Below are 26,064 nucleotides of genomic sequence, written 5' to 3'. Positions count from 1 at the left end.
CGTCGTGGGGTCGGCCGGGTCAGCCGGCGGCGCGAGCGGCCATCCGCGCCTTGCGGGCGGCGAGCTTCTCGTCGAACTTGCTCGCTTCCGTGTCGAGCCCGCCCATGTACAGGCCCAGCTCTTCCTGCGCCTTGAGCCCCTCGGGGCCCAGCCCGTCGATGTCGAGCACCTTCAGATAGCGCAGCACCGGCTGGAGCACGTCGTCGTGGTGGATGCGCATGTTGTAGATCTCGCCGATCGCCATCTGCGCGGCGGCACGCTCGAAGCCGGGCATGCCGTGCCCCGGCATCCGGAAGTCCACGACCACGTCGCGTACCGACTGCATGGTCAGGTCCGGGGCGATCTCGAAGGCCGCGCCGAGCAGATTGCGGTAGAAGACCATGTGCAGGTTCTCGTCGGTGGCGATACGCGCCAGCATCCGGTCGCAGACCGGGTCGCCCGACTGGTGGCCGGTGTTGCGGTGCGAGACGCGGGTGGCCAGCTCCTGGAAGGCGACGTACGCGACGGAGTGCAGCATCGAGTGGCGGTTGTCCGACTCGAAGCCCTCCGCCATGTGCGCCATGCGGAACTGCTCCAGCTTGTCCGGGTCGACGGCGCGCGAGGCGAGCAGGTAGTCGCGCATCACGATGCCGTGCCGGCCCTCCTCGGCGGTCCAGCGGTGCACCCAGCTGCCCCAGGCTCCGTCGCGGCCGAAGAGGGTGGCGATCTCGTGGTGGTAGCTGGGGAGGTTGTCCTCGGTCAGCAGGTTCACCACGAGGGCGACCTTGCCGATGTCGGTCACCTTGGACTGCTGCGGCTCCCAGGCCGTGCCGTCCTCGAAGAAACCGGGAAAGTTGCGGGCGTCGGACCAGGGCACGTACTCGTGCGGCATCCAGTCCTTGGCGACCTTGAGATGGCGGTTGAGTTCTTTCTCCACCACCTCTTCCAGCGCGTACAGCAGTCGGGCGTCGGTCCACGCCTCCGAACTGCCGAGATGGGGAGAGGTGATCGTCACGGGTGCTCCTGGGGACGGGAGTGGTACCTACGGGTTCGTAGGTTACGTGACCGTAGGTTAAGGGCGCGGTAAGGGGAGAGCCAAGCCCGGATCCGCGATGCCCGCTTAGATGCGGTTATGCCCGCCCCTCCCTGCGCCCGACGGTGCCGGACCGGACGTGCCCGCCGCGTCCGGTCCGGTCTCCGCTCCTCCTCAGCCGCCGGACGGGCCGCTGCGCTCCGTCCTCAGCCGCCGGACGGGCTCTCCTGATCCCGCCGGAGGTACTCCGCCGTGAACGACTTGGGGTGGCGCAGCAGCTCCTGAGGCGTGCCCTCGAAGACGATCTCGCCGCCGTGCTTCCCGCCGTCCGGGCCCAGGTCGATCACCCAGTCCGCGTGCTTGACCACATCCATGTTGTGTTCGACGCAGATCACCGAGTTCCCCGCGTCGACCAGCCGGTCGAGCAGCGCCAGCAGGGTGCCCACGTCCGCCATGTGCAGCCCGGTGGTCGGCTCGTCCAGGACGTACACGCTGCCCGTACGGTGCAGTTGGGTCGCCAGCTTGATGCGCTGCCGCTCGCCGCCCGACAGCGAACTCAGTGGCTGACCGAGCGTCAGATACGTCAGCCCCACGTCGTTCAGGGTCCGTAGCTTGCGCAGCAGCGCCCGGTCGGCGCCGAACTCCTCGAAGAACGGGATCGCCTGAGCGGCCGTCATGTCCAGCACGTCGACGATCGACCTGCCGCCGACCCGGAGCGCGAGTACGCCGTCGTTGAACCGCCGCCCCTCGCACGCGTGGCAGACCGTCGTCACCGGATCCATGAACGCCAGATCGGTGTAGATGATCCCGCGCCCGGCGCACGCGCCGCACGCGCCCGAGGAGTTGAAGCTGAAGAGCCCCGGATCGACCCGGTTCTCCTTCGCGTACAGCTTGCGCACGGTGTCCATGACGCCGAGGTACGAGGCCGGCGTGGACCGTGACGAGGCCGTGATCGCGCTCTGGTCGATGACGACCGCGTCCGGGTGGGCCGCCGTGAAGACCTGGGAGACCAGCGTCGACTTGCCCGACCCCGCGACGCCGGTCACCGCCGTCAGCACCCCGGCCGGGAACCGCACGTCGAAGCCCTTGAGATTGTGCAACGCGGCCTCACGCACCGGTAGTTGGCCGGTGGGGGAGCGGACGGTGTCCTTCATGGGGGTACGGCTCGACAACTGCCGCCCGGTGAGCGTGTCGGCGTTCCGCAGCCGCTCCACCGTCCCCTCGAACACCACCTGCCCGCCGTCCGCGCCCGCCCGCGGCCCCATGTCGACCACATGGTCCGCGATCGCCACCACATCGGGGTCGTGCTCCACCACCAGCACCGTGTTGCCCCGGTCGCGCAGCCGCCGCAGCAGATCGTTCAGCCGTCCCACGTCGCGCGGGTGCAGGCCCACGCTCGGCTCGTCGAAGATGAACGTCAGCCCCGTCAGTGAACTCCCCAGGTGGCGAACCATCTTGAGGCGCTGCCCCTCACCGCCGGAGAGCGTGGTCGTCTCCCGGTCCAGGCTCAGATAGCCCAGCCCGATTCCGACCAGCCGGTCCAGCCGGGCGCGCGCCGCCGCGGCGATCGGCGTCGCCACCGGATCGTCGATCCGCGCCAGCACGTCGACCAGGTCGGCGACCTCCATCCGGGTGTAGTCGGAGATGGACAGGCCGTCGATACGGGTCGCGAGCGCCGCCTCGTTCAGCCGTGCCCCGCCGCACACGTCGCACACCCGCTGCGTGGTGAAACGGGACGCGGCCTCCTTGCGTTTCTCGGACAGGGTGGTCGTGTCACGCTTGAGGAAGAGGCGGGTGAAGCGGCCTACGACGCCCTCGAACCGTACGTCGGCCGACCCCGTGCGCATATCGATCTGGACGGTGAAATCGCCGCCGTGCAGCAGCAGTTGACGTTCCTGCTCGGTGTACCGGCCGAGCGGTTTGTCCGGGTCGAAGTGCCCCGACCCGGCGTACAGATTCCACTCCCAGCCGCCCACCGAGAGCCCCGGCAGCAGCAGGGCGCCTTCGTTCAGGGACTTCGACCAGTCGATGGCGCGGTCGACGTCGAGCCGCACCACCCGCCCCACGCCGTCGCACTCCGGGCACATGCCGGACGGATCGTTGAAGGAGTACGCGGTGGCCGCCCCCGCGCTGGGCGTGCCGTAACGCGAGAACAGCACCCGGATGACCGAGTAGATGTCGGTCATCGTGCCGACGGTGGAACGGACGTTGCCGCCGACCGGCTTCTGGTCGATGACGATCGCCACCGACAGGTCGTCGATCGCCTCGACGTGCGGTCGCTCGTACTTGGGCAGCCGGTTCCTGATGAACGTCGTGAAGGTCTCGTTGAGCTGCCGCTGCGACTCCACGGCGATGGTGTCGAAGACGATCGAGGACTTGCCGGACCCGGAGACGCCGGTGAAGACGGTGATCCGGTCCTTCGGGATGGTCAGCGAGACGTCCTTGAGGTTGTTCTCACGGGCGCCCACGATGGTGATGTTCTGAGGCATGGGCCGAAGCTAATCGGGAATCCAGACAGCTACTGTCCGGATTCCCGATCGGTGCTTCGCGGATTTCCCCGCCGCGCGGATCTCGGCGGTTCGTCCTCAGCCGCCGGACGGGCCGCCGCCTGTGGTGTCGCGCAGTTCCCCGTCCAGCAGCAGCCACCGCGTGACGCCGATCGACTCCAGGAACGGCAGGTCGTGGCTCGCCACGACCAGGGCGCCCCGGTACGAGGACAGCGCCTCCGTGAGCCCGCGCACGCTCGCCAGGTCGAGACTGTTCGTCGGCTCGTCCAGCATCAGCAGCCGGGGCGCCGGCTCCGCGAGCAGCAGGGCGGCGAGCGAGGCGCGGAACCGTTCCCCGCCCGACAGGGTCCCGGTCGGCTGGTTCGCCCGCGCGCCCCGGAACAGGAAGCGGGCGAGCCGCGCCCGGATCTCGTTGTCCGTGGCGCCGGGCGCGAACCGCGCCACGTTCTCCGCCACGCTCAGCGTGTCGTCCAGGATGTCGAGCCGCTGCGGCAGGAAACGCGTCGGCACCAGCGCCTCGGCCTCGCCGGAGACCGGCGCCAGCTCCCCGGTGATCGTCCGCAGCAGCGTCGTCTTGCCCGCGCCGTTGCGGCCCACCAGCGCGATCCGCTCCGGGCCGTGGATCGCGAACTCACCCGTCACCCGCGCGCCGTAGCGCAGCTCCAGCTCGCGCAGCCGGAGCACGCCGACTCCGGGGTGGACCTCGGTGGCCGGCAGGTCGATCCGGATCTCGTCGTCGTCGCGCACCGCGTCCACGGCCTCGTCCAGCCGCTCCCTCGCCTCCGTGAGCCTGGTGGTGTGCATGATGCGGTGCTTGCCCGCCGACACCTGCGCCTGGCGCTTGCGCTCCCGCATGATGGTCTTCGGCTCGCGCTTGGTGTCCCACATCTTCTGTCCGTAGCGCTTACGCCGTGCCAACTTGACCTGTGCGTCAGCCAGTTCACGCTTCTGTCGCTGTACGTCGCCCTCGGCGACACGGACCATGCGTTTCGAGGCCTCCTGTTCGACGGCGAGGGCTTGCTCGTACGCGGAGAAGTTCCCGCCGTACCAGGTGACCTCGCCGTCCCGCAGGTCGGCGATCCGGTCGACCAGGTCGAGCAGTTCACGGTCATGGCTGACCACGACCAGCACGCCGGACCAGGCGGCGACCGCCTCGTGGAGCCGCCTGCGCGCGTACAGATCCAGATTGTTCGTCGGCTCGTCCAGCAGCAGCACCGAGGGCCGGGCCAGCAGCAGGGCCGCCAGCCGCAGCATGACGCACTCGCCGCCCGACACCTCGCCGATGGTGCGGTCGAGGCCGATGTGACCGAGCCCGAGCTGGTCGAGGGTGGCGCGGGCCCGTTCCTCGACGTCCCAGTCGTCGCCGATGGCGGCGAAGTGCTCCTCGCTCGCGTCGCCGGCCTCGACGGCGAGCAGCGCGGCGCGGGTGCCGGCGATACCGAGCGCCTGGTCGACGCGCAGAGCGGTGTCGAGCGTGGCGTTCTGCGGGAGGTGGCCGACCTCGCCCACCGTGTCCGTCCGGCCGGCGGTGGGGGTGAGCGCACCGGCGATGAGCTTCAACAGGGTCGACTTCCCACACCCGTTGACGCCGACCAGACCGGTCCGCCCGGGGCCGACGGCCAGTTGGAAGTCGTCGAACACGACGGTCCCGTCGGGCCAGTCGAACGAGAGCGCGGAGCACGTGACTTGGGGGGATGTGGACATACGGGTCTCCTGGCTGCTGCGAAGGGATGCGGGGCAACGGTGGGAGACACCGGCGGAGGGCACCGGGGAAGGACGGCTCGATCGCCGAGGTCGCACGCGGTGCGCGCGGCTCAGAGCCGCGCGGCACGGTGTCTCAGGACCTCAGAAGAGCAACGTCCTACTCCGTTCGGTGACAACAGGACTGCACTGTCCGAACACGGTACGAGGACGCCGGGGAGGGGGCAACGCGTTTTCCGCGGCGATGGCGATGGCGATGGCGAAGGTGAAGGTGATGGCGAAGGTGGTGGGTGCCGGTGTGGGTGTGGGCGGCGGGCTCAGCAGGCGTCGCGCAGCAACTCCGCGACGTCGTGGTCCAGATCGAGGTACAGATGCTCGCGGCCGACCGGCACGATCGCCAGGGAGCGGTCCAGGAAGCGCCGCACCTCCGACGTGCGGACATGGACCATCGCGACGCCCTCGGGGGCGTGGAACTCCAGCACCGTACGGTCGTAGCCGAACGGCCGCACCCGTACGTCACCGAGCCCGGCCGGCTCGTCCATCCCGAGGGTCAGCAGCTCGCGCGAGAACGCCCAGGACACCTCCGTGCCCTCCAGCGTCGCCGTGGGCGGGAACGCCATCCGTACGGCGAACGGATCTTCGCCGTCGTAGTGCAGGATCGCGGGAACGGTCTCCAGCTGAGGCGCCGAGGCGACCAGCCGGGCTTGCAGGGCCTGCTCGATGACATTGGACAAGGCCAGCTCCCCTTCGCACAGCTCGGGCGGATGTGCGTCTTCCGCCACAGGGAAAGACGACGCAACGCGCTGAAGAGTGCTGGGTGAACGGCGTGAGCTACGTCACCGTTCTGGCTACTCACGGGTCGGGGGCCGCGCGGCGCCGTCCGACAGGACTCAGTGCGGCGGTCGCGCCTCGCGGTACTGGGCGAGTCCGGGGGCGGTGCGGCCCACGACGAACTCCGTGATCCGGTACGCACACACCCCGCCGACCACGAACGGATCCGTGGCGATGAGCCCTTCGACGGCCGCGCGGTCGTCCCCGACCGCCAGAATCACACCCCCGTCGCGCGGCTGCTTACGCCCCGACAGGAGGAAGGCCCCCACGGCGAAGGACGCGTCGACCCAGGCGTGATGGTCGGCCGCGAGCGCGTCGACACGGTCGACGGGGGCGGTGTAGGTCAGCTCCAGTACGAACATGACCGCCAGGTTAGCGGCGGCGGGTCGCCGCCCGGACGGGCGCGGCGACGACCCGCCGGAGCGGATCTGGGGCGTGCCAGGCGTCGCCGGCCGGGCGGGACCTTCACAACACGCCCTAGGCTGGCGCACCATGACGACGATCAGGACACCTGCCGACGAGGCCGAAGCCAGGTCCGTGCAGGACGAGTTGCGTGAGCGTGTCGTGCTCGACGAGGTGGGGCCGGCGGCCGGGACCGGGCTGGTGACCGGCGTCGACGTCGCGTACGACGACGAACGGGACATCGTCGCCGCCGCGGCCGTCGTCCTCGACGCGGCCACCCTCGCCGTCGTGGACCGGGCGACCGCCGTCGGGAGGGTCGCCTTCCCCTACGTACCGGGGCTGCTCGCCTTCCGTGAGATCCCCACCGTGCTCGCCGCCCTCGACGCCCTGACGTCGGACCCGGGCCTGGTCGTCTGCGACGGCTACGGCCGTGCCCATCCGCGCCGGTTCGGGCTCGCCAGCCATCTCGGCGTACTGACCGGGCTGCCCGTGATCGGTGTCGCCAAGAACCCCTTCACCTTCGCGTACGAGCAGCCCGGCGGCCGGCGTGGCGACTTCTCGCCGCTGCTCGACGGCGACGGCGAGGAGGTGGGCCGGGCGCTGCGTACGCAGGACGGTGTGAAGCCCGTCTTCGTCTCGGTCGGACACCGTACCGGTCTTGACACCGCTTGCGCCCAAACCCTGTGGCTGGCCCCGGACTTCCGTATCCCGGAGACGACCCGCCGGGCCGACGCGCTCTGCCGTCAGGCGCTGCGTGAGGCCGTGGAGGGCGCGGAGGCCGTGGAGATCTCGGCGGCCACTCGCGGAGATTGATACGGCGCGGAGCGGTGAGTTTCGCGCGGCACCCCGGTCTGATTTCCTGAAGGCGAACGGACTAGCGAACATTCAGATGTGAGGGGCCACGGCATGACCAGCACAGCGCAGACCGATCTTCAGTACGTGACATCGAAGGACGGCACGTCGATCGCCTACCGCACGAGCGGTAGCGGCCCCGTCCTGATCGTGGTGGCCGGCGCCCTCGGCACCGGCACCCACCCACTGGCCGCGGCCATTGGCGCGCCGCTCGCCCCGGAGCATACCGTGGTCGACTTCGACCGGCGCGGGCGCGGCGACAGCGGTGACACCGAGCCCTACGCGGTGGCACGCGAGGTCGAGGACATCGAGGCGCTCATCGACGCCCACGGCGGGCGGGCCGCCCTCTTCGGCTTCTCGTCCGGCGCCGTGCTCGCGCTGGAGGCGGCCGACGCGCTGAACGGCAAGGTCAGCGAAGTCGCGCTGTACGAACCGCCGTTCATCCTGGACGACAGCAGGCCGCCGCTGCCCGCCGACTACGTCGAGCGGCTCGGGGCCTCCCTGGAGGCAGGCGACAGGGGCCAGGCGGTCGAGTTGTTCATGACCGAGGCGGTCGGTATTCCCGCCGAGTACGTGGAAGGGATGAAGAATCAGCCCGCGGCGCCCGTGGTGGAGGGGGAGGGCGAGGTCCAGCCGCCGTCCTGGGCGGACATGGAGAAGCTTGCCCACACCCTCGCCTACGACGGACTCGTCATGGGCGACACGATGTCCGGCAAGCCCCTCGCCGCCGACCGCTGGGCCGGCGTGACCGTGCCGGCGCTGGTGGTCGGCGGCGGTGCGAGCGAGCCGTACATGCGCGCGGGTGCCCAGTCGGCCGCGGGGCTGCTGGCCCAGGGTGAGTACCGCGAACTCCCGGACCAGCACCACCAGGTCGACCCGGCGGTGCTGGCGCCCGTACTGCGCGAGTTCCTGGCGGGCCGGGAGGGCTGACAAGGCCGACAGTGGCTGAGAGCTGCCCCGCCGACGCCCTCGCCGAGGGCCGCCGACGGATCAGGTACGAGCGCGGCGGCCCGTGCTGGGGGCGGGCCGCCGCGCTCGTACGATCCTCCGGCCCGATCCGTCCGCCCCCGGCCTCAGCGCGAGTGCGCGACCCGGAAGGTCATCCCGGCCGACCGCAGCCGCGCCAGCAGCGCGTCACCCATCGCGGCGGCGGTCGTGACCTGCCCCGCCGTGTCGGGAAGATCGTCGAAGGCCAGGGCCAGCGCCGCCTCGGCCAGTATCTTCGCCGTCTCGTCGTAGCCCGGATCGCCGCCCGCGACCTCGGTGAACACCCTGCGCCCACCGCCCTCGCCCACGAACCGCACCGTGAACCAACTGCCGCTCCTGCGCGCCTCACTGGGCCCGGAACCCGGCCCGAAGCGGTTCGTCACCGCCCGCCGGACCGCCGGCACCTGAGCCAGCGCGACACCCGCGCCCGCCGCCACCGTGCCGCCCAGGGCGACCGGCAGCGACTTGACGGCGGCGAAGTGCCGGTAACGGAAGTCGGGGCCGTAACGGGGCAGCGCCGCCGCCGAACGCGCCACGACCCGCGCGTCGAGCGTGGGCAGCGGCAGCGCCCAGGCACCCGTCTCCTTGCTGAAGTGCGGCGCGCCCAGCGGCCCGACGGCCCGCCGCCCCACCAGCCGGGGCTCGTGCAGCCGCCGCTGCTTCGCGGCCTCCATGGTCTGCCGGCTGCGGCTCAGCGCGTTCAGGGCCGAGGCGATGGTCCCGCCGGAGACGAACGCGCCGGCGCGGACGAACCCGTCGATACGCAGCGGCACGTCCGCCGGCAGCCGCTGGACCGTGAAGTACGCGCCCAGATCGTGCGGTACGGAGTCGAATCCGCAGGCGTGCACCAGCCGTGCCCCGGTCTGCCGCGCCCGGTCCTCGTACCCCAGATACATCCGGTCCACGAACTCCGGCTCGCCGCAGATGTCCGCGTAGTCCGTCCCGGCCTCGGCGCAGGCGGCGACCAGGTTCTCCCCGTGCCGGACGTACGGGCCGACGGTCGTGGCGAGCACCCGGGTGGATTCGGCGAGCGCCCGCAGCGACGCCGGGTCGGCGGAGTCGGCCACGAGCAGCGGAAGGTCCGCGCAGCGCGGCGAGAGCCCGGCCAGCCGGGTGCGCAGCGTCTCCAGCTTGGCCCGGTCGCGGCCGGCGATCGCCCACCGGCAGTCGTCGGGCGCGGTGAGGGCGAGATACTCGGCCGTGAGCGTTCCGACGAAGCCGGTCGCCCCGAAGAGCACCACGTGGTAGGGGCGTTCTGCGCCGTTCTGCCTGTTCATCGAGTCTCCGCCGTTCGAGCCGCGCCGCTGTCGGGGCCGAGGCTAGCGCCTCTCCCGGCGAGCTTTCCCCCCAGCGCCCGAGGTGGGGGATCCGGGGAGCGGGTGACCGGCATCGGACGGCACGGGCGCCCACGCGGGACGGCGATCGCGTGGAAGTCTGCGACCATCGGACAGAACAAGCGCTTGCTTGCCCACTGCCCCCGAAGGGCTTGTGCGGTGTGGTGGGCGTTCCTAACATCATTGCTGTCACATCGTTGGTGTCACACCGCTGGGAGAGCTGACCATGACAGCGACAACGAACGGCCCGCTGGCCGGGGTCCGAGTGGTCGAGCTGGCCGGCATCGGGCCCGGCCCGTTCGCCGCCATGCAGTTGGCGGACCTCGGCGCCGATGTCGTACGCGTCGACCGGCCGGGCGGCGCCGGGCTCGGGATCGACCCGCGGTACGACCTGATGAACCGCAACAAACGCTCCGTACTCCTCGATCTCAAGTCCGCCGAAGGACCCGCCCAGGTGCTCGACCTGGCCGAGCGCGCCGACGTCCTCATCGAGGGCTACCGGCCCGGCGTCGCCGAACGCCTCGGCATCGGCCCCGACGAATGCCTCGCCCGCAACCCCCGGCTCGTGTACGGGCGGATGACCGGCTGGGGCCAGGACGGCCCGCTCGCCCAGCGCGCCGGGCACGACATCGACTACATCGCGGTCGCGGGCACCCTCTCCATGTTCGGCGATGCGGACCGGCCGCCCACCGTCCCCGCCAACCTCGTCGGCGACTACGCGGGCGGCTCGCTCTACCTCGTCATCGGGATCCTCGCCGCCCTCCAGCACGCCCGCACACCCGGCGGCACGGGCCAGGTCGTGGACGCGGCGATCGTGGACGGCGCCGCCCATCTGACCACGATGATCCACGCGATGACGGCCGCCGGCGGCTGGCAGGACCGGCGCGGATCGAACCTGCTGGACGGCGGCGCGCCCTTCTACGGCAACTACGAGACGGCGGACGGCGAATACATGGCCGTCGGCGCGCTGGAGCAGCGGTTCTACAACGAGTTCATCGACCTGCTCGGCATCAAGGACGACGTCCCCGCCCGTAAGGACTTCGCGCGCTGGGACGAGCTGAAGTCCGCCGTCACCGCCCGCTTCAAGGAGAAGACCCGCGCCGAGTGGACGGCCGTCTTCGAGGACTCCGACGCCTGCGTGGCGCCCGTACTGTCGCTGCGCGAGGCGCCCGCCCACCCGCACCTCGCGGCCCGTGGCACCTTCACCGACCACGCCGGCATCACCCAGCCGGCCCCCGCGCCACGCTTCTCGGCCACGCCCACCTCCGTACGGAGCGCGCCCGCGCTGCCGGGGGCGGACACCGAGCGGATCGCCGCCGACTGGGACGTCCCGAGCGTCCGAGGCACCGGCACCACCCCCAACAGCTGAAACGCCCCCAACGACTCCGAAAGGCCGCTGACTTGAGTACCGAAGCATTTGTGTATGACGCGATCCGCACCCCGCGGGGTCGTGGCAAGGCTGATGGTGCCTTGCACGGGACCAAGCCGATTGATCTGGTTGTGGGTCTGATTCATGAGATTCGTGGGCGGTTTCCGGGTCTTGATCCGGCGGCGATCGATGATGTGGTGCTGGGTGTGGTGAGTCCTCTGGGTGATCAGGGTTCGGATATCGCGCGGACGGCCGCTGTGGCGGCGGGGTTGCCGGACACGGTTGCGGGTGTGCAGGAGAACCGCTTCTGTGCTTCGGGTCTTGAAGCGGTGAACTTGGCTGCGGCGAAGGTTCGTTCGGGCTGGGAGGATCTGATTCTGGCGGGTGGTGTGGAGTCGATGTCGCGGGTGCCGATGGGTTCGGACGGTGGTGCCTGGGCGATGGATCCGATGACCAACCTGCGTACGGGTTTTGCTCCGCAGGGGATCGGTGCCGATCTGATTGCCACGCTTGGTGGTTTCACGCGGCGTGATGTGGATGAGTTCGCGGCGTTGTCGCAGGAGCGTGCGGCGGCGGCGTGGAAGGGCGGGCGTTTCGCGCGTTCGGTGGTGCCTGTCCGTGATGTCAACGGGCTCACGGTCCTGGACCGTGATGAGCATCTGCGGCCGGGTACGACGGCGGATACGCTCGCTTCGCTGAGGCCGTCGTTCGCGCAGGTCGGTGATCTGGGTGGTTTCGATGCGGTGGCGCTTCAGAAGTACCACTGGGTGGAGCGGATCGATCACGTGCATCATGCGGGTAATTCGTCGGGCATTGTGGATGGTGCGTCGCTGGTCGTGGTGGGTTCGGGGGAGATGGGGGAGCGGTACGGCATGGTGCCGCGTGCTCGTATCGTTTCGGCGGCGGTGTCCGGGTCGGAGCCCACGATCATGCTGACGGGGCCGGCGCCGGCCAGCCGCAAGGCGCTGGCGAAGGCCGGGCTGGCCATCGGTGACATCGATCTGGTGGAGATCAACGAGGCGTTCGCGGCTGTTGTCCTGCGCTATGTGGCGGAGATGGGGCTTTCGCTGGATCGGGTGAACGTCAACGGCGGGGCTATTGCGCTGGGTCATCCGCTCGGTGCGACGGGCGCGATGATTCTGGGGACTCTGGTGGATGAACTGGAGCGCCGGGACGAGCGGTTCGGTCTCGCGACGCTCTGTGTCGGTGGCGGGATGGGTGTTGCCACTGTCGTCGAACGCGTCTGACCGTCCCACTGTCCCCTTTCGCTACGGAGCAGCAGCATGAGCGAGTTGACCACCATCCGCTGGGAGCGGGACGAGACGGGTGTTGTGACCCTCGTCCTCGATGATCCCGCGCAGTCCGTCAATATCATGAATCAGGCGTTCAGCGACTCCCTGTCAGCCGTCGCCGACCGTCTGGAGGCTGAGCGCGGCTCGATCCGTGGCGTGATCGTCACCTCCGCGAAGGAGACCTTCTTCGCCGGCGGTGATCTGCGCGAGCTGATCAGAGCCCGGCCCGGGGACGCCCGGCGTGTCTTCGAGGTGACCATGGCCATGAAGAACGACCTGCGCCGCGTCGAGACGCTGGGTGTTCCTGTCGTCGCGGCGATCAACGGTGCCGCTCTGGGTGGTGGTTACGAGATCGCGCTCGCCTGCCACCACCGTGTGGCGCTGGACGCGCCGGGCTCGAAGATCGGCCTGCCGGAGGTCACTGTGGGCCTGCTGCCCGGTGGTGGCGGGGTGGTTCGCACGGTGCGTCTGCTGGGTATCGCGGACGCGCTGGCGAAGGTGCTGCTGAAGGGCACCCAGTACACGCCCAGCGGCGCGCTGGACAGCGGGCTGGTCCACGAGGTCGCCGCCAGCACCGGGGAGATGCTGGACAAGGCCCGGGCCTTCATCGACGCGAACCCGAGTTCGCGGCAGCCGTGGGACGTGACGGGCTACGGGATCCCCGGTGGCACGCCCTCCAGCCCGCGCTTCGCCGCGAACCTTCCCGCGTTCCCCGCGAGCCTGCTGAAGCAGACCGGCGGCGCCCCGTATCCGGCGCCGCGCAACATCCTGGCCGCCGCCGTGGAGGGCTCGCAGGTCGACTTCGCCACCGCGCAGACCATCGAGGCCCGGTACTTCACCGAACTGGTGACCGGGCGGATTGCCAAGAACATGATCCAGGCGTTCTTCTTCGACCTCCAGAGGGTCAACTCCGGCGCGAGCCGCCCCCTCGGCTTCAAGCCGCACACCGTGCGCAAGGTCGCGGTCCTGGGTGCCGGGATGATGGGCGCGGGCATTGCCCACTCCTGCGCGCGGGCCGGAATCGATGTCGTCCTGAAGGACGTCTCCACCGAAGCGGCGGCCAGCGGCAAGGCGTACTCCGGCAAGCTCTGCGACAGGGCGGTCGCCCGGGGCCGTATCACCCGGGACGAGGCCGACGCGCTCCTTGCCCGGATCATCCCCACCGCGGACCTCGCGGACCTCGCGGGGTGCGACGCCGTCATCGAGGCGGTCTACGAGGACACCGCGCTCAAACACCGGGTCTTCCAGGAGATCCAGGACCTCCTGGCCCCCGACGCGCTGTTGTGCTCCAACACCTCGACCCTGCCCATCACGACCCTTGCCGAGGGTGTCGCCCGGCCCGAAGACTTCGTCGGCCTGCACTTCTTCTCACCCGTCGACAAAATGCCCCTCGTCGAGATCGTCAAGGGCGAACGGACCGGCGACGAGGCCCTGGCCCGTGCCTTCGACCTCGTCCGCCAGATCAGCAAGACACCCGTCGTCGTCAATGACTCACGCGGCTTCTTCACCTCACGCGTCATCAGCCGGTTCATCCAGGAGGGTGTCGCGATGGTCGGTGAGGGTATCGAGCCCGCCTCCATCGAGCAGGCGGCGGCGCAGGCGGGTTACCCGGCCAGGGTGCTGTCGCTGGTGGATGATCTGACTCTCACCCTCATGCGCAGGATCCGCCATGAGACCGAGCTGGCCGTGGAGGAGGCGGGTGGAAGCTGGACCCCGCATGCGGCGGACGCGGTGTTCGACCGGATGGTGGACGAGTTCGGGCGGACGGGCCGCGCCGGCGGTGGCGGCTTCTACGACTACGCCGATGACGGTGAGCGGGCCGGTCTGTGGCCGGGTCTGCGCGAGCACTTCACCAAGCCGGACGCGGATGTTCCGGACGTGCCGTTCACCGACATGAAGGAGCGCATGCTCTTCTCGGAGGCGCTCGAAACGGTGCGCTGCCTGGACGAGAACGTCCTGACGACCGTCGCCGACGCCAACATCGGCTCGATCATGGGCATCGGCTTCCCGCCCTGGACCGGCGGCGTGCTCCAGTACATCAACGGATACGAAGGCGGCCTGCCCGGCTTCGTCGCACGGACCCGCGAGCTGGCCACCACCTACGGCGAGCGATTCGCACCGCCCGCGTCGCTGATCGAGAAGGCCGAGCGCGGCGAGACGTTCCACGACGGCTGAGGAGCGTCGCGGGCCGCGTCACTTGTCCGTGAACGTGGCCCGCAGCTCCTCCTTCAGCGAGCGCTGGAACGCGGTCACCAGCGCTTGCACGACCATCGGCTGCACATGCGCCGACAGCGACTTCATCGCCGCCACCCGCTCCGGGTCCGGCTCGCCCTCCTCGTACGGATTCCACACCTCGTCCCGGAACAGCCGCGACAGCGCGTGCGCGGCCGATCGGGTGTGCTCCAGCAGGACCGTGCGGGCGGCGAGGATCGTCTCGTGCGCGATCGGTACGTCCAGCAGCTCCACCCCGAGGCGCAGCAGCCCCGGATCGAGCCGGTAGTGGCCGGGAGAGTCGGCGCGGGCCAGGACGCCCATGGCAGCCAGCCGGTCGACGTCCCCCTCGGAGAGGGCTCGCCCGGCGCGCTTGTCCAGCTCGGCCCGCGTCGCGTCCTGCGCCGAGTCCGGCGCCCAAGTCGCCACCAGCGCGCGGTGGATGGCCAGATCGTGCGCGCTCAGATCCGGCGGCAACTGCTCCAGGTAGCGTTCGATCGCCGCGAGGGTCATCCCCTGGTGCTGAAGCTCCTCGATGAGCGCGAGCCGGGAGAGATGGTCGTGGCCGTAGTGGCCGACGCGGCGCGGGCCGATCACCGGGGGCGGCAGCAGGCCCCGGGTGCTGTAGAAGCGGACGGTGCGCACGGTGACACCGGCGCGGGCGGCCAGTTCGTCGACGGTGAGTGTCGGCTCCCGGAACGCCTCGGCCTCTGTGTCCATGGCGACAGTATTGCTGTCCCACCACTACTGCGAAAGATGGGCCGGGCGGCACAGCGACGTTCACCTTCGAGGACGGCACCCGCGGCCGGGCCCGGGTCGTCGCCGTCCTGAGCGACCGATCGGCGCCGTACAGCGTGCTGTTCACCCGCCCGACCGTCCGCGCGCACGACCCGTCCGCGCTGACCGAAGTGGTCCACCGCACCGGTCCGGCCGCCCGACCCGGCCCTGGTACGAAGGAGATCGGCGTCGAGACCTTCGCCGCCCGCGAGGACGCGGGGGAGGACCGGCTCGTCCGGGGCTTCACCCTGCTGCTCGTCGCGATGTCCGCCGGATACACCGGCATCGCGGTCGGCAACATCCTGCTGATGTCCACGGCGGACCGGCTCCCCGACTTCCGTGTGCTGCGCCGCTGTGGCGCCACACCCCGCCAACTGCTGGGGACGGTGGCCGGTGAGACGGTCTTCGTCGTCGCCGTGGGTACGTTGCTGGGCGCGCTGGCCGCACTGCCGTCACTGCTCGGCATCCGGGCGGGCCTCAGCGGCACGCTGGGAGTGCCGGTGGAGCTGGTGATCCCCTGGACACCGGTGCGCGGCGCGATCGCGGGTTGTCTGCTGCTCGCGCTGGCGGCGAGCGTGCTGCCGGCCCGCCGCTCCCTTCGGAAGGGCTGAGTCCTACCGCCGGCCGCAGGAGAAGCGATTTTGCACACCGCGCGGCCGGTGAACGCGATCGTACGCCTGGAGCCCGTGAGGTACTGTGACCGACCGAAGCAGCGCATATACCGAGGAGGTGGGACCCATTACCGCAGTGTCAGGCCGGGTGCTCCCCTCTCACGGCCGCGCGGTCCGTCCGACAGGCTGAGACCGCCGGAGCGCCCGTAGGCGCCCCGAAAGGTTTCCATGTCGGCAACACCCTTCTCCCCTTCCGCATTTCCCTCCCTCCCCGCCGTCGTCACCAGGCTCCGCGCCGCCGGCTGTGTCTTCGCCGAGGACGAGGCGCGGCTCCTGGTCGCCGCCGCTGACAGCCCCGCCGCCCTCGCCGAGATGGTGAGCCGCCGGGCCGCCGGACTGCCGCTGGAGCACGTCATCGGCTGGGCCGAGTTCTACGGCCTGCGGATCGCCGTCGACGCCGGGGTCTTCGTCCCCCGCCGCCGCACCGAATTCCTCGTCCGGCAGGCGGCGGCCCTGGTCCACCAGACCCCCGCCGGGCGGCCCGTCGTCGTCGACCTGTGCTGCGGCACGGGCGCGCTCGGCGCCGCGCTGCTCGCGACGGCGCCCGGCCCGGTCGAGCTGTACGCCTGCGACATCGACCCGCCGGCCGTCGCCTGCGCCCGCCGCAACGTCGCCGGCGGCGGCACGGTCCTCGAAGGGGACCTCTTCGACGCCCTGCCGGACGACCTTCGGAGCCGTATCGACATCCTCCTCGCCAACGTGCCCTACGTCCCGACCGAAGAGGTCGGGCTGCTGCCGTCCGAGGCGCGCGAGCACGAGCCGCTGGTGGCGCTCGACGGCGGCGTCGACGGGCTCGACGTGCTGCGCCGGGTGACCGCCGAGGCGGCCCGCTGGCTTGCGCCCGGCGGGCATCTGCTGTTCGAGACGAGCGAGCGCCAGGCGCCGGGCGCCGTCGCCACGGTCGGGGGCGACGGGCTCGCCCCACGGGTCGTGACCTCCGAGGAGTGGGACGCCACCGTCGTCGTCGCCCAGCTGAGGGGCGCCCGGCTCGGCCCGGCGGCGCTCAGTGAAGACCCCCGCGGCCGATGACGAGCGCGTACCGGCGGGCGCTGTCCTTCGCCGTGGAACGCGTACGCGACCCGGTCAGCCGTACATCGCCACGCGGTAGAGCGTCATGAGCGCGTCGTCGATGGGGTGGGGCTGCGGCTTGCCGTTGGAGTCCAGCCTGTTCCACCTCTGGAGGTTCACCGCGACCGACATCTGCCGTCTGCCGTCGGCACGGGTCATGGCCAGCGCTCCACCACCCCAGACGGTGCCGCCATGGCCCCAGAAGACGCCCTGGCCGGGACCCTCCATCGGGTGCAGGCCGAGGCCGTAGTCGATCGTCTTTCCCTCCTGGGAGATGACCGGGACGATGCGTTGCATCTGCGCCAGCGACGACGGACTGACGATCTCCCCGGCCAGCAGCATGCCGAAGAAGCGGTTGAGGTCCGCGACGGTCGATATCAGCGAGGCTGACGGCCCCACCCATGACATGTCGTAGACGCTGTAGTCGCGCGGCGGGTCGATCATGCCGAACCACGACTCGTAGAGCTGCGAGTGCGACCCGTTGACGTTCGGTCCGGTGGGGAGTTCGCTGTCGCGGAGACCGGCGCGTTCGATGACGTTGCGGGTGATGTACCGCTCGGCCGTAGTGCCGGTCACCTGTTCCAGGAGTTGGGCGAGGAGCAGGTAGTTGGTGTTGGAGTACAGCCCCGGAGTACCGCCCGGGGCGCCGACGGCGGGTGCGGTGACCCCCATCTCGATCAGCTCGACGGGGTCGAACCGTGTGAACCGGTGGTCGTCCAGGCTCTGGGGCCGGGTGTCCGCGACGACGGGCATCCCCTTGAGGGAGGGGTAGGCGTAAGGGAGGAACTCGGCGAGGCCGCTGGTGTGGTTGAGCAGCATCCGGACCGTGATCGCGGCACCGCGTTCGCCGGGAACCAGCTTCGGAAGGTACTGCCCGATCGGTGTGTCGAGACCGATCCGACCGCTCTCGACCTCCCGCAGAACCGCGGCGGCGGTGAAGGTCTTGGTGACGCTGCCGACGCGGTGCCGCATGTAGGCGGCGACGGGACGGCCGGTGTCGACATCGGCGACCCCGGCGGCGCCCCGCCAGACCTGGTCGCCGTCCCGCACCTCGGCGAACAGGCCGGGCATTCCGGCGTGGTGGACATTTTCCATGGCGGCGTTCAGTGCCGCGCGATCCAGTGGGTTCTTCATGTCATGTGTCCCTTCCGTATTCCCCCGGGCCATGCCCTCATTATGCACGCGGTGCGTGCAACGCCAAGTGCATGGGTTAGGCTGAGATCTGGCGAGAGGGGAGAAATGACAGGCCGAAAGCGTTGGTCGACCGAGGAAATCCTGGATGTAGCAGTGGAGTTGCTGCGCACAGGCGACACGGAGTCGTTCAGCGTGCGCAAGCTCGCCGCGACCCTTGGGACCGATTCCTCCAGCCTCTACCGGCACTTCCGCAGCAAGACGGAGCTGCTGCGCGCGGTCGCCGACCGGATCCTCCTGGCCGCGATGGACGGCTACCGCCCCGAGGGCGACTGGAAGCAGCGCATCACCGCCCTGGCCCTGCGCGTGAGGGAGGCGTTCGGCAGGCAGCCTCAGCTCGCCGCGGTCTGGGGACGGTACGCGTCAGGCGGCGCCGGCTCCCGGCTGGTCGTGGAAGAGGTGCTGCAGGCCCTGCGCGCGTCGGGACTGCCCGACGAGGAGATCCCGGCGTGCTACCACCGGCTCGCGGTCCTCATCGCCGCTCTGGTCGCCTCCGAGGCCGGAGTCAGCACCATCACTTCGGAAGAGTACGAACAGGGCATGGAGCTGTTCCGCGTCACGGTACTCGGCGCCGACCCCGAACGCTTCCCCGCCCTGGCCCACTTCGCCCGCGACGTCCGCCCTCTGGGGGTGGATCGCCGCGCCGCGTTCGAAGAGATCCTCGCCGCCCACCTCGCCCACATCGAGGCCGCGACCCGCCCGAACTAGCCGACGCGTTCGCGAGTTGACCCGCGAAGCGGGAGTGCGCCTTGTGAGCGCTCTCAGAAGACGCCTCGGGTACGCGCCTCCACGCGCCTCCACTCGCGCCACTCCGTCAAGACTCGAACGCACAACGGTGCCGGGCGGCCGACAACTGCCTTCTCTGTCCGCTCTATTGACACTCAGGTTTCAGAAGTTTTACGTTCCTTTACATCTGAGAGCGCTCTCGGACCCACTCTCCCCCCATGACTTCGAGGTGCCGTCCATGCCCACCTCCCGCTCCGGACGACCGGCCTCGGTGCTGGTCCTCATCACCGCCATGGCCGCCGTAGGACTGGGTCCCGCCGCCGGTCCCGCATCGGCCGCGAACATCCCTGTCGGCTCCGGCAGTTACTCCGACACCCGCCCGGCGGGGACGTCGGGGCCCACGAACAACGTGGGTGCCCCCGTCACGCCCAAACTGACCGAGGCGGCCAAGGACCGGCCGCTGCCCACCAACGACTGGTGGACCTCGCTCGCCTATCAGCGGTACGGCGACAACCCGTACTCCACCCCGATGTACGGCCACCCCCTCACCTACCAGGCCACCGCCGGCGGACTGGAGGTCGGCCACCCCACGACCCCCGCCGTCGTGGGCGACGGACGGCAGTACGAGTACGCGCACAAGGCAGACCTCACCCTGGGCCTGACCGGCCTCAACTCCCCGGACACCAAGGCCGACGACTGGTCCGACTGGACCGTCACGCCCTACTGGTCCGACGGCACCCGCACCCTGCGGACCACCATCGGCCACGGCATGCCCTACGTGTACGCGAAGGGCTCGGGCGGCGACGCCCGCATCACCACCGCGTCCGCGCCGGCCGTCTTCTCCGACGACGGCAACGTCCTCGGCATCACCGTCGCCGGCCACCACTACGCGCTCTTCGCGCCGACCGGCGGCGACTGGTCGGTCTCGGGCTCCACCGTCACGGCCGGACTCGGCGACAAGGACTACTTCTCGCTCGCGCTCCTGCCGTCCGAGGACGCCCTGGCGACGTACGCCAAGTACGCCTACAGCTTCGTCACCGGCTCGACGACCAGCTGGAACAGCGAGGGCGGCGACGTCGAGGCGACGTACACCCTCACCACCGAACCGCAGGAGGGCACCGAGAAGGGCACGATCCAGGCCCTCTACCGGCACCAGTGGCTCAACACGACCGACCCACTCACCCCGTACACCTACGTGTCACCGCGCGGCACGATGAAGGTGCGTGAGTCCACGTCCTTCACCACCCGCCAGAAGGCGTCCGGTGTGCTGCCCGCGCTGCCGAAGTCGAGCGGCGTCGATACGGCCGCGCTCAAGGCCCAGTTGGACGACGTGGTGAACGCGGGCGACCCGTTCTCGGGCGCGACCGACACCTACTGGACGGGCAAGGCGCTCGGCCGGCTCGCCCAACTGGCCCCGATCGCCGACCAGATCGGCGAGACCGCGACCCGCGACAAGATCGTGGACCTGCTCAAGGGCCGCCTTGAGGAGTGGTTCACGGCAGGCGGTGCCAGTGAGTTCAGCTACGACAACGACTGGAAGACACTGACCGGGTACCCCGCGTCGTACGGCAGCGACACCGAACTCAACGACCACCACTTCCACTACAGCTACTACGTGTACGCGGCGGCGATCGTCGCCCAGTACGACCAGGCGTGGGCCGCCGAGTCCGCCTGGGGCGGCATGGTCGAGACGCTGGTACGCGACGCCGCCAACCCGAGCCGTACGGACAGCGACTTCCCGTTCCTGCGCGGCTTCGACGTGTACGCGGGCCACAGCTGGGCCTCCGGACACCAGGGCTTCGCCGCCGGCAACAACCAGGAGTCGTCCTCGGAGTCGATCAACCTCAGTGCGGGACTGGTCCTTTGGGGTTCGGCGACCGGCAACGACGAGCTGCGCGACCTGGGTTCGTATCTGCTGGCCACCGAGTCCGAGGCGATCGGCCAGTACTGGTTCGACGCCGACCAGGAGGTCTTCCCCGCGGACTTCCGGCGCGGCACGGTCGGCATGGTCTGGGGCAGCGGCGGCGCGTACTCCACCTGGTGGACCGCCAACCCCGAGGAGATCCACGGCATCAACGTCCTTCCCGTGACCGGCGGTTCGCTGCACCTGGGCCGTGAGAAGGAGGCCATCGGCCGCAACATCGCCGAGATGGAGCGGGAGAACGGCGGGCCGGCCGTCGAATGGCGGGACATCCTCTGGGAGTTCGAGGCGATCTCCGACCCGGCGGGCGCGAAGGCCAAGTGGGACGCGGGCCAGGCGGCCCTGTCCCCGGAGGCGGGCGAGTCCAAGGCCCACGTCCACCACTGGATCGGCACCCTCGACGCGGTCGGCGCTCCCGACCCGGCGGTGACCGGGTCGATCCCGGCGTCGGCGGTCTTCACGAAGGGCGGGGTGAGTACGTACGCCGCGCACAACTACGCCTCGACGGAGCAGACCGTCACGTTCTCGGACGGCACGACGCTCACGGTGCCCGCGCGCTCCTCGGCGAGCGGCACCGGCTGACCGCCCGCTGACCGCTGGCTGACCGCCGGCCGGCGAACCGGCCCGGTGCGACGACGGACCACCCCCACCCCCCACACGCGGCGGGTCTGCGGCCTCAGGCCGAGGCCCGCCGCACCAGCGTGGTCGGCGTGATCACGGACGCCGGCGGCCGCGCCTCCGCGCCGTCCTTGTCGAGACCGCGCAGCAGCAGCCGCGCCATCAGCCGGCCCTGCCCCTCCACGTCCTGCCGGATCGTGGTCAGTGGCGGATCGGTGTCCTCGGCGATCGACTCCATGTCGTCGAAACCGACCAGCGCCACCTCGTCGGGCACCGAGACCCCGCGCTCGCGCAGCACCCGCAGCGCGCCGGACGCCATCAGGTCGTTGGCCGCGAACACCGCGTCCAGGTCCGGGCGCCGGTCCAGCAGCTCCCGCATCGCCCGCGCGCCGCTGTCCACCGTGAACTCGCCCTCGGTGATCAGGCCCGGGTCGGCGTCGAGCAGCACGTCACGGTAGCCGTCGAGCCGGTCCGTGGATGAGGTCTGGTCGGGCGGGCCCGCGATGTGCGCGATGCGCTGACGCCCGAGGTCGCGCAGATACCGCACGGCCGCCCGCGCGCCGCCGCGATTGTCCGCGTCGACGTACGGGGTGCCCTGGTCGCCGGGCGCCGACGTCCAGCTCGGCCGGCCGCCGTACACCGTCGGTGTCCCCGACCGGCGGATGATGGCCGGCAGCGGGTCGTCGATGTGCAGCGAGAAGGCGAGGGCGCCATCGACATGGCCGCCCGCCAGATACCGGGCGATCCGCCCGAAGTCACCAGGGCCTTCGAGCAGGAGCAGCACCAACTGGGTGTCGTGGGCGGTGAGTTCTTTGCTGATGCCGCGTATCTGCTGCGAGAAGAACGGGTCGGAGAAGATCCGGATCTCCGGCTCGGCGATGATCACGGCGACCGCGCCGGTCCGCCGGGTGACCAGCGTACGGGCCGCGTGGTTCGGCACGTACCCCAGTTCCTCCACGGCCCTGACCACCTTGTCGACCAGCGGCTGCCGCACCCCGGCACCGCCGTTGACGACCCGGGACGCGGTGGCCCGGGAGACGCCGGCACGTGCCGCGACGGCTTCCAGCGTGGGCCGGGAGCCAGGTGACTGCTCGGGCAAGGCGGGCGCTCCTCGTCGGTGGCCGTGCGGGTGGGCACGGCCCTGTTCTGGCCGGTGGACACGTCCGTGCTCCGAACGGACCGGTGGCGGTACGGGCGACCGTACGGGCCGCCGGACCGGTACAGGGTATCCGCTGTCCGCAACCCGGAGAGAGCGCTTCCAAACGCCCGCGCACCCGCCACAGCGGGCACGGCGCCCATCGCCCGACATACGGCTGATCGCGGACAGCCCTCTGTCGCACCGCTGTTCACAGGGGTAGCTTTCCGCCCCATGGAATTCCGTTCACGGGGCATGTGTCCGTCAGACCACCCCGCCGAGCCTCGGAGACCGCACCTGATGACGTCCCGGATTCGCACCCTCGCCCTGTCGGTGGCGGCAGCCGCCCTCCTCGTCCCCCTCACCGCCCTTCCCTCGTCGGCCGACCCCGCCGCTCCCGCCGCCCCGGCCGACACCCCACCGCGTACCGGCTTCGAGGAGAGCCGCGGCGCCGAGTGGACCACGCTGGCGCAGGAGCAGACGTTCCTCGCCGCCGTCGACCGCGGCGGCGACCGGGTCGCGGTCAGCACCATCGGCACCACCAAGCAGAGCCGCCCGCTCAACCTCGTCGAGCTGGGCAACAGACGCTCGGCCACCAGCCTCCTGCTCATATGCAGCCAGCACGGTGACGAGCCGTCAGGTCGTGAAGCCTGCCTCACCACCGTCCGCGACCTGGCCTATCCCAAGGACCGCGCGACAAAGCGCTTCCTGGACCGTACGAGTGTCCTGGTCGTCCCGACCGCCAACCCCGACGGCCGGGCCGCCGACACCCGCGGCAACTCCGACGGCGTCGACATCAACCGCGACCACCTCGCGCTGAAGACGGCCGAGGGCCGCACCATGGCCGCCCTCACGCGCGACCGCGAGCCCGACGTCATCTACGACCTGCACGAGTACGGGGCCACCCCGCCGTACTACGACAAGGACCTGTTCGACCTCTGGCCGCGCAACCTCAACACCTCCTCGCGGGTGCACAAGGAGGCGCAGACCCTCTCCGAGGCGTACGTACGCCCGGCCGCCCGCGCCGGCGACCACTCCATCGGCACGTACGGCATCTGGACCGACCCGGTCACCGGCGACCCGATCAAGCAGACCGCGGGCGACGGCCAGGAGCGCATCCTGCGCAACGCCTCCGGCGTCAAGCACTCCGTCGGCCTGCTCATCGAGAGCCGGGTCGACCCCAGGTCCGAGGCCGAGGAGAACGATCCCGCGCTGAACCAGCGGCGCCGGGTCGACAGCCAACTCGACTCCCTCAAGGGCCTGTTGAGCTACGCCGACGAGCGCCGCGGTCAACTCGCCACCGCCACCGCGCTGTCCCGCGCCGCCGGACTGCTCGACCGCGGCACGGTCTACCTGGGCGGCGCCGACAACGAGCCCGCGACCCCCGAGGACACCGTCGAGAACCCACCCTGCGGCTACCGGCTGGACGCCGCCCAGTACGCGGATGTGAAGGACGAACTGGCGTTGCACGGGGTGAAGGCCCTGCCCACCCGCGGTGACGGCGCCTTCGTTCCGCTGCGTCAGTCCCAGCGCAAGCTGATCCCGCTCCTCCTCGACGGACGCGCCACCTACCACCTCACCGTCGGACAACCAGTGGCGACTTGTTGATAGAAAGAGAGCCAATTCACAAGTGTTAAGGCGTAACGGAGCGTCGGCGCATACTCCGTGAAGCCGCGAAAGGTGTTGCCCGTGTCGCAGGACGCTCAGAAATCGGGAGCCGAAGGAGGCCCGCCGCCGGTCAAGGCGGCCGGGCCCGGCCATCCCCAGGAATCCCGACGCCCCCAGACCGACCGGGTGGTGTTCGGTTTCACAGCCCTCTTCACGCTCGCCTTCGTGGTCTGGGGCTCGGTCGCCACCGACTCCTTGCAAGACGTGTCGAGTTCCATGCTCTCCGGCCTGATCCACAACGGTGGCTGGGCCTTCGTCCTGGTGGCCTCGGGCTTCGTGCTCTTCGCCCTGTGGCTGGCGATCAGCCGCTACGGCAAGATCACACTCGGTGAGGAGGGTGAGAAGCCCGAGTTCAGGACCGTCTCCTGGGTCGCCATGATGTTCAGCGCCGGCATGGGCATCGGCCTGATGTTCTTCGGCGTGAACGAACCGCTCACCTTCTTCACCAACCCGCCCCCCGGCACCCACCCCGCGGACGCGGCGGCGGCCACGGGAACCGCCATGGCCACCACGCTGTTCCACTGGACCCTGCACCCGTGGGCCATCTACGCCGTGGTCGGGCTCGCCATCGCGTACAGCACCTTCCGGCGCAAGCGGTGCCAGACCATCAGCGCGGTCTTCGTGCCGCTCATCGGCGAGAAGCAGGCGTACGGCGGCGTCGGCCGCGTCATCGACATCCTCGCGATCTTCGCGACGCTCTTCGGCTCGGCCGCCTCGCTGGGTCTCGGCGCACTCCAGATCGGCAGCGGGGTCACCCAGCTGAACTGGCGCGACAACGTCAGCACCGCACTGCTCGTCACCATCATCGCCGTGCTGACGCTGGCGTTCGTGGCCTCGGCGGTTTCCGGCGTCGAGAAGGGCATTCAGTGGCTCTCCAACACCAACATGGTGCTGGCGCTGTTCCTCGCCCTGTTCGTGTTCATCCTCGGCCCGACCGTCTTCATCCTCGACCTGCTGCCGACGTCGATCGCCGCCTACTTCGGCGACCTGGCCGAGCTGGCGGGCCGTACCGAGGCCAGCAGCGGCCGCGGCGTCGCCGAGTGGCTCGGCGACTGGACGGTCTTCTACTGGGCGTGGTGGATCTCCTGGACGCCCTTCGTCGGTATGTTCATCGCCCGCATCAGCCGTGGCCGGACCATCCGTCAGTTCGTGGGCGGCGTCATCCTCGTACCGAGCAGCGTGAGCCTGGTCTGGTTCGCGATCTTCGGTGGGTCGGCCATCCGGCTCCAGGAGCGGAAGGGCGAACTCGCCAAGGAGGCGACGCCCGAGGGCCAGCTCTTCCAACTGCTCCAGGACTTCCCGATCGCCACCTTCACCGGTCTGCTGGTGATGATCCTCGTCGGCATCTTCTTCGTCTCCGGCGCCGACGCCGCGTCCATCGTGATGGGCACCCTCTCCCAGAAGGGCCACTTCGAGCCCAGCAAGTACGTGATCGTCTTCTGGGGTGTGGTGACCGGCGCCGTGGCCGCGGTGATGCTGCTGGTCGGCGACGGCGAGAAGGACGCACTGGCGGGCTTGCAGAACATGACGATCCTGGTGGCCGCGCCCTTCGCGCTCGTCATGATCGGCATGTGTGTGGCCCTCATGCGCGACCTGCGCCACGACCCGCTGATCCTGCGTGAGGAGCGGGGCGTCGAGGTCGTCGAGTCGGCCGTCATCGCCGGACACGACCAGTACGACGGCGACTTCGAGATCCAGATCGGCCCGACGCCCGAGGACGCGCCGCCCTCAGGCACCCCGGAGCAGTCGGCGCCTCGCTGACCCGGCTCACCTTGTATACGCAGGCCGTCC

Annotated in this window: 20 protein-coding genes; 11 read left to right on the top strand and 9 right to left on the bottom strand. The window is 70.3% G+C overall.

The annotated features are described in order from the left end of the window. Nucleotides 1–19 precede the first annotated feature (19 nt). The 5 genes from OG700_RS04625 to OG700_RS04605 all read right to left on the bottom strand — a co-directional run bounded on the left by OG700_RS04625 (nucleotide 20) and on the right by OG700_RS04605 (nucleotide 6,413). Nucleotides 20–994 (bottom strand): acyl-ACP desaturase, encoded by a 975-nt coding sequence (locus OG700_RS04625; RefSeq protein ID WP_405609261.1) that lies wholly within the window; start codon nucleotides 992–994, stop codon nucleotides 20–22. Nucleotides 995–1,218: 224 nt separating this feature from the next. After that, complete coding sequence (locus OG700_RS04620; RefSeq protein ID WP_405609258.1) at nucleotides 1,219–3,501, bottom strand: ATP-binding cassette domain-containing protein; 2,283 nt, start codon at nucleotides 3,499–3,501, stop codon at nucleotides 1,219–1,221. A 96-nt stretch (nucleotides 3,502–3,597) separates the two neighbouring features. Beyond that, on the bottom strand, nucleotides 3,598–5,223 hold the full coding sequence (locus OG700_RS04615) for an ABC-F family ATP-binding cassette domain-containing protein (protein ID WP_405609255.1): 1,626 nt from the start codon (nucleotides 5,221–5,223) through the stop codon (nucleotides 3,598–3,600). 314 nt (nucleotides 5,224–5,537) lie between these two features. Then, complete coding sequence (locus OG700_RS04610) at nucleotides 5,538–5,954, bottom strand: SsgA family sporulation/cell division regulator (RefSeq protein WP_405621437.1); 417 nt, start codon at nucleotides 5,952–5,954, stop codon at nucleotides 5,538–5,540. A 156-nt stretch (nucleotides 5,955–6,110) separates the two neighbouring features. Next, nucleotides 6,111–6,413, bottom strand: coding sequence for a YciI family protein (locus OG700_RS04605; RefSeq protein ID WP_405609252.1), 303 nt, complete (start codon nucleotides 6,411–6,413; stop codon nucleotides 6,111–6,113). A 130-nt stretch (nucleotides 6,414–6,543) separates the two neighbouring features. On the opposite strand from OG700_RS04605, the gene OG700_RS04600 reads away from it, so the two are divergent. After that, nucleotides 6,544–7,266, top strand: coding sequence for an endonuclease V (locus OG700_RS04600; RefSeq protein ID WP_405609249.1), 723 nt, complete (start codon nucleotides 6,544–6,546; stop codon nucleotides 7,264–7,266). A gap of 93 nt (nucleotides 7,267–7,359) precedes the next feature. Continuing rightward, nucleotides 7,360–8,235 (top strand): alpha/beta fold hydrolase, encoded by an 876-nt coding sequence (locus tag OG700_RS04595; RefSeq protein ID WP_405609246.1) that lies wholly within the window; start codon nucleotides 7,360–7,362, stop codon nucleotides 8,233–8,235. A gap of 143 nt (nucleotides 8,236–8,378) precedes the next feature. Here OG700_RS04595 and OG700_RS04590 read toward each other — a convergent pair whose 3' ends face one another. Then, nucleotides 8,379–9,569 carry a saccharopine dehydrogenase family protein gene (locus tag OG700_RS04590; protein WP_405609243.1) on the bottom strand — a complete coding sequence of 397 codons (1,191 nt, stop codon included), beginning with the start codon at nucleotides 9,567–9,569 and terminating at the stop codon, nucleotides 8,379–8,381. A 283-nt stretch (nucleotides 9,570–9,852) separates the two neighbouring features. On the opposite strand from OG700_RS04590, the gene OG700_RS04585 reads away from it, so the two are divergent. The 3 genes from OG700_RS04585 to OG700_RS04575 are packed head-to-tail and all read left to right on the top strand — an operon-like array spanning nucleotide 9,853 to nucleotide 14,462. Continuing rightward, nucleotides 9,853–10,995 (top strand): CaiB/BaiF CoA transferase family protein, encoded by a 1,143-nt coding sequence (locus OG700_RS04585; RefSeq protein WP_405609240.1) that lies wholly within the window; start codon nucleotides 9,853–9,855, stop codon nucleotides 10,993–10,995. Nucleotides 10,996–11,027: 32 nt separating this feature from the next. Further along, nucleotides 11,028–12,242 carry an acetyl-CoA C-acetyltransferase gene (locus tag OG700_RS04580; protein WP_405609237.1) on the top strand — a complete coding sequence of 405 codons (1,215 nt, stop codon included), beginning with the start codon at nucleotides 11,028–11,030 and terminating at the stop codon, nucleotides 12,240–12,242. A 36-nt stretch (nucleotides 12,243–12,278) separates the two neighbouring features. Continuing rightward, complete coding sequence (locus OG700_RS04575; RefSeq protein ID WP_405609234.1) at nucleotides 12,279–14,462, top strand: 3-hydroxyacyl-CoA dehydrogenase NAD-binding domain-containing protein; 2,184 nt, start codon at nucleotides 12,279–12,281, stop codon at nucleotides 14,460–14,462. Between the two features lie 18 nt (nucleotides 14,463–14,480). On the opposite strand, the gene OG700_RS04570 is transcribed toward OG700_RS04575, so the two are convergent. Continuing rightward, entirely contained in the window at nucleotides 14,481–15,218 is a 738-nt protein-coding gene (locus OG700_RS04570) for a MerR family transcriptional regulator (protein WP_405609231.1), read from the bottom strand. Nucleotides 15,219–15,352: 134 nt separating this feature from the next. On the opposite strand from OG700_RS04570, the gene OG700_RS04565 reads away from it, so the two are divergent. Continuing rightward, on the top strand, nucleotides 15,353–15,886 hold the full coding sequence (locus OG700_RS04565) for an FtsX-like permease family protein (protein ID WP_405609228.1): 534 nt from the start codon (nucleotides 15,353–15,355) through the stop codon (nucleotides 15,884–15,886). 228 nt (nucleotides 15,887–16,114) lie between these two features. Next, a complete protein-coding gene (locus tag OG700_RS04560; RefSeq protein WP_405609225.1) occupies nucleotides 16,115–16,975 on the top strand; it encodes a putative protein N(5)-glutamine methyltransferase in 861 nt (286 codons plus the stop codon). A 54-nt stretch (nucleotides 16,976–17,029) separates the two neighbouring features. Here the strand turns inward: OG700_RS04560 and OG700_RS04555 are convergent, their stop codons facing one another. Continuing rightward, entirely contained in the window at nucleotides 17,030–18,148 is a 1,119-nt protein-coding gene (locus tag OG700_RS04555) for a serine hydrolase domain-containing protein (RefSeq protein ID WP_405609222.1), read from the bottom strand. Between the two features lie 105 nt (nucleotides 18,149–18,253). On the opposite strand from OG700_RS04555, the gene OG700_RS04550 reads away from it, so the two are divergent. Continuing rightward, the gene (locus tag OG700_RS04550; protein ID WP_405609219.1) at nucleotides 18,254–18,913 is read left to right on the top strand and encodes a TetR/AcrR family transcriptional regulator; all 660 of its coding nucleotides are present in this window, start codon (nucleotides 18,254–18,256) and stop codon (nucleotides 18,911–18,913) included. Nucleotides 18,914–19,169: 256 nt separating this feature from the next. Further along, the gene (locus OG700_RS04545; RefSeq protein WP_405609216.1) at nucleotides 19,170–21,434 is read left to right on the top strand and encodes a glycosyl hydrolase; all 2,265 of its coding nucleotides are present in this window, start codon (nucleotides 19,170–19,172) and stop codon (nucleotides 21,432–21,434) included. Nucleotides 21,435–21,528: 94 nt separating this feature from the next. Here OG700_RS04545 and OG700_RS04540 read toward each other — a convergent pair whose 3' ends face one another. Continuing rightward, a complete protein-coding gene (locus OG700_RS04540; protein ID WP_405609213.1) occupies nucleotides 21,529–22,569 on the bottom strand; it encodes a LacI family DNA-binding transcriptional regulator in 1,041 nt (346 codons plus the stop codon). Nucleotides 22,570–22,905: 336 nt separating this feature from the next. Between OG700_RS04540 and OG700_RS04535 the strand changes: the two genes are divergently transcribed. Beyond that, a complete protein-coding gene (locus OG700_RS04535; RefSeq protein ID WP_405609210.1) occupies nucleotides 22,906–24,213 on the top strand; it encodes a M14 family metallocarboxypeptidase in 1,308 nt (435 codons plus the stop codon). An 81-nt stretch (nucleotides 24,214–24,294) separates the two neighbouring features. Next, nucleotides 24,295–26,034, top strand: a complete 1,740-nt coding sequence (locus tag OG700_RS04530; RefSeq protein ID WP_405609207.1) for a BCCT family transporter — start codon at nucleotides 24,295–24,297, stop codon at nucleotides 26,032–26,034. Nucleotides 26,035–26,064: the final 30 nt, after the last annotated feature.

It is taken from the genome of Streptomyces sp. NBC_01508 (assembly GCF_045040315.1).
GTDB lineage: Bacteria > Actinomycetota > Actinomycetes > Streptomycetales > Streptomycetaceae > Streptomyces.
This window is presented reverse-complemented; position numbering and strand designations above follow the sequence as displayed.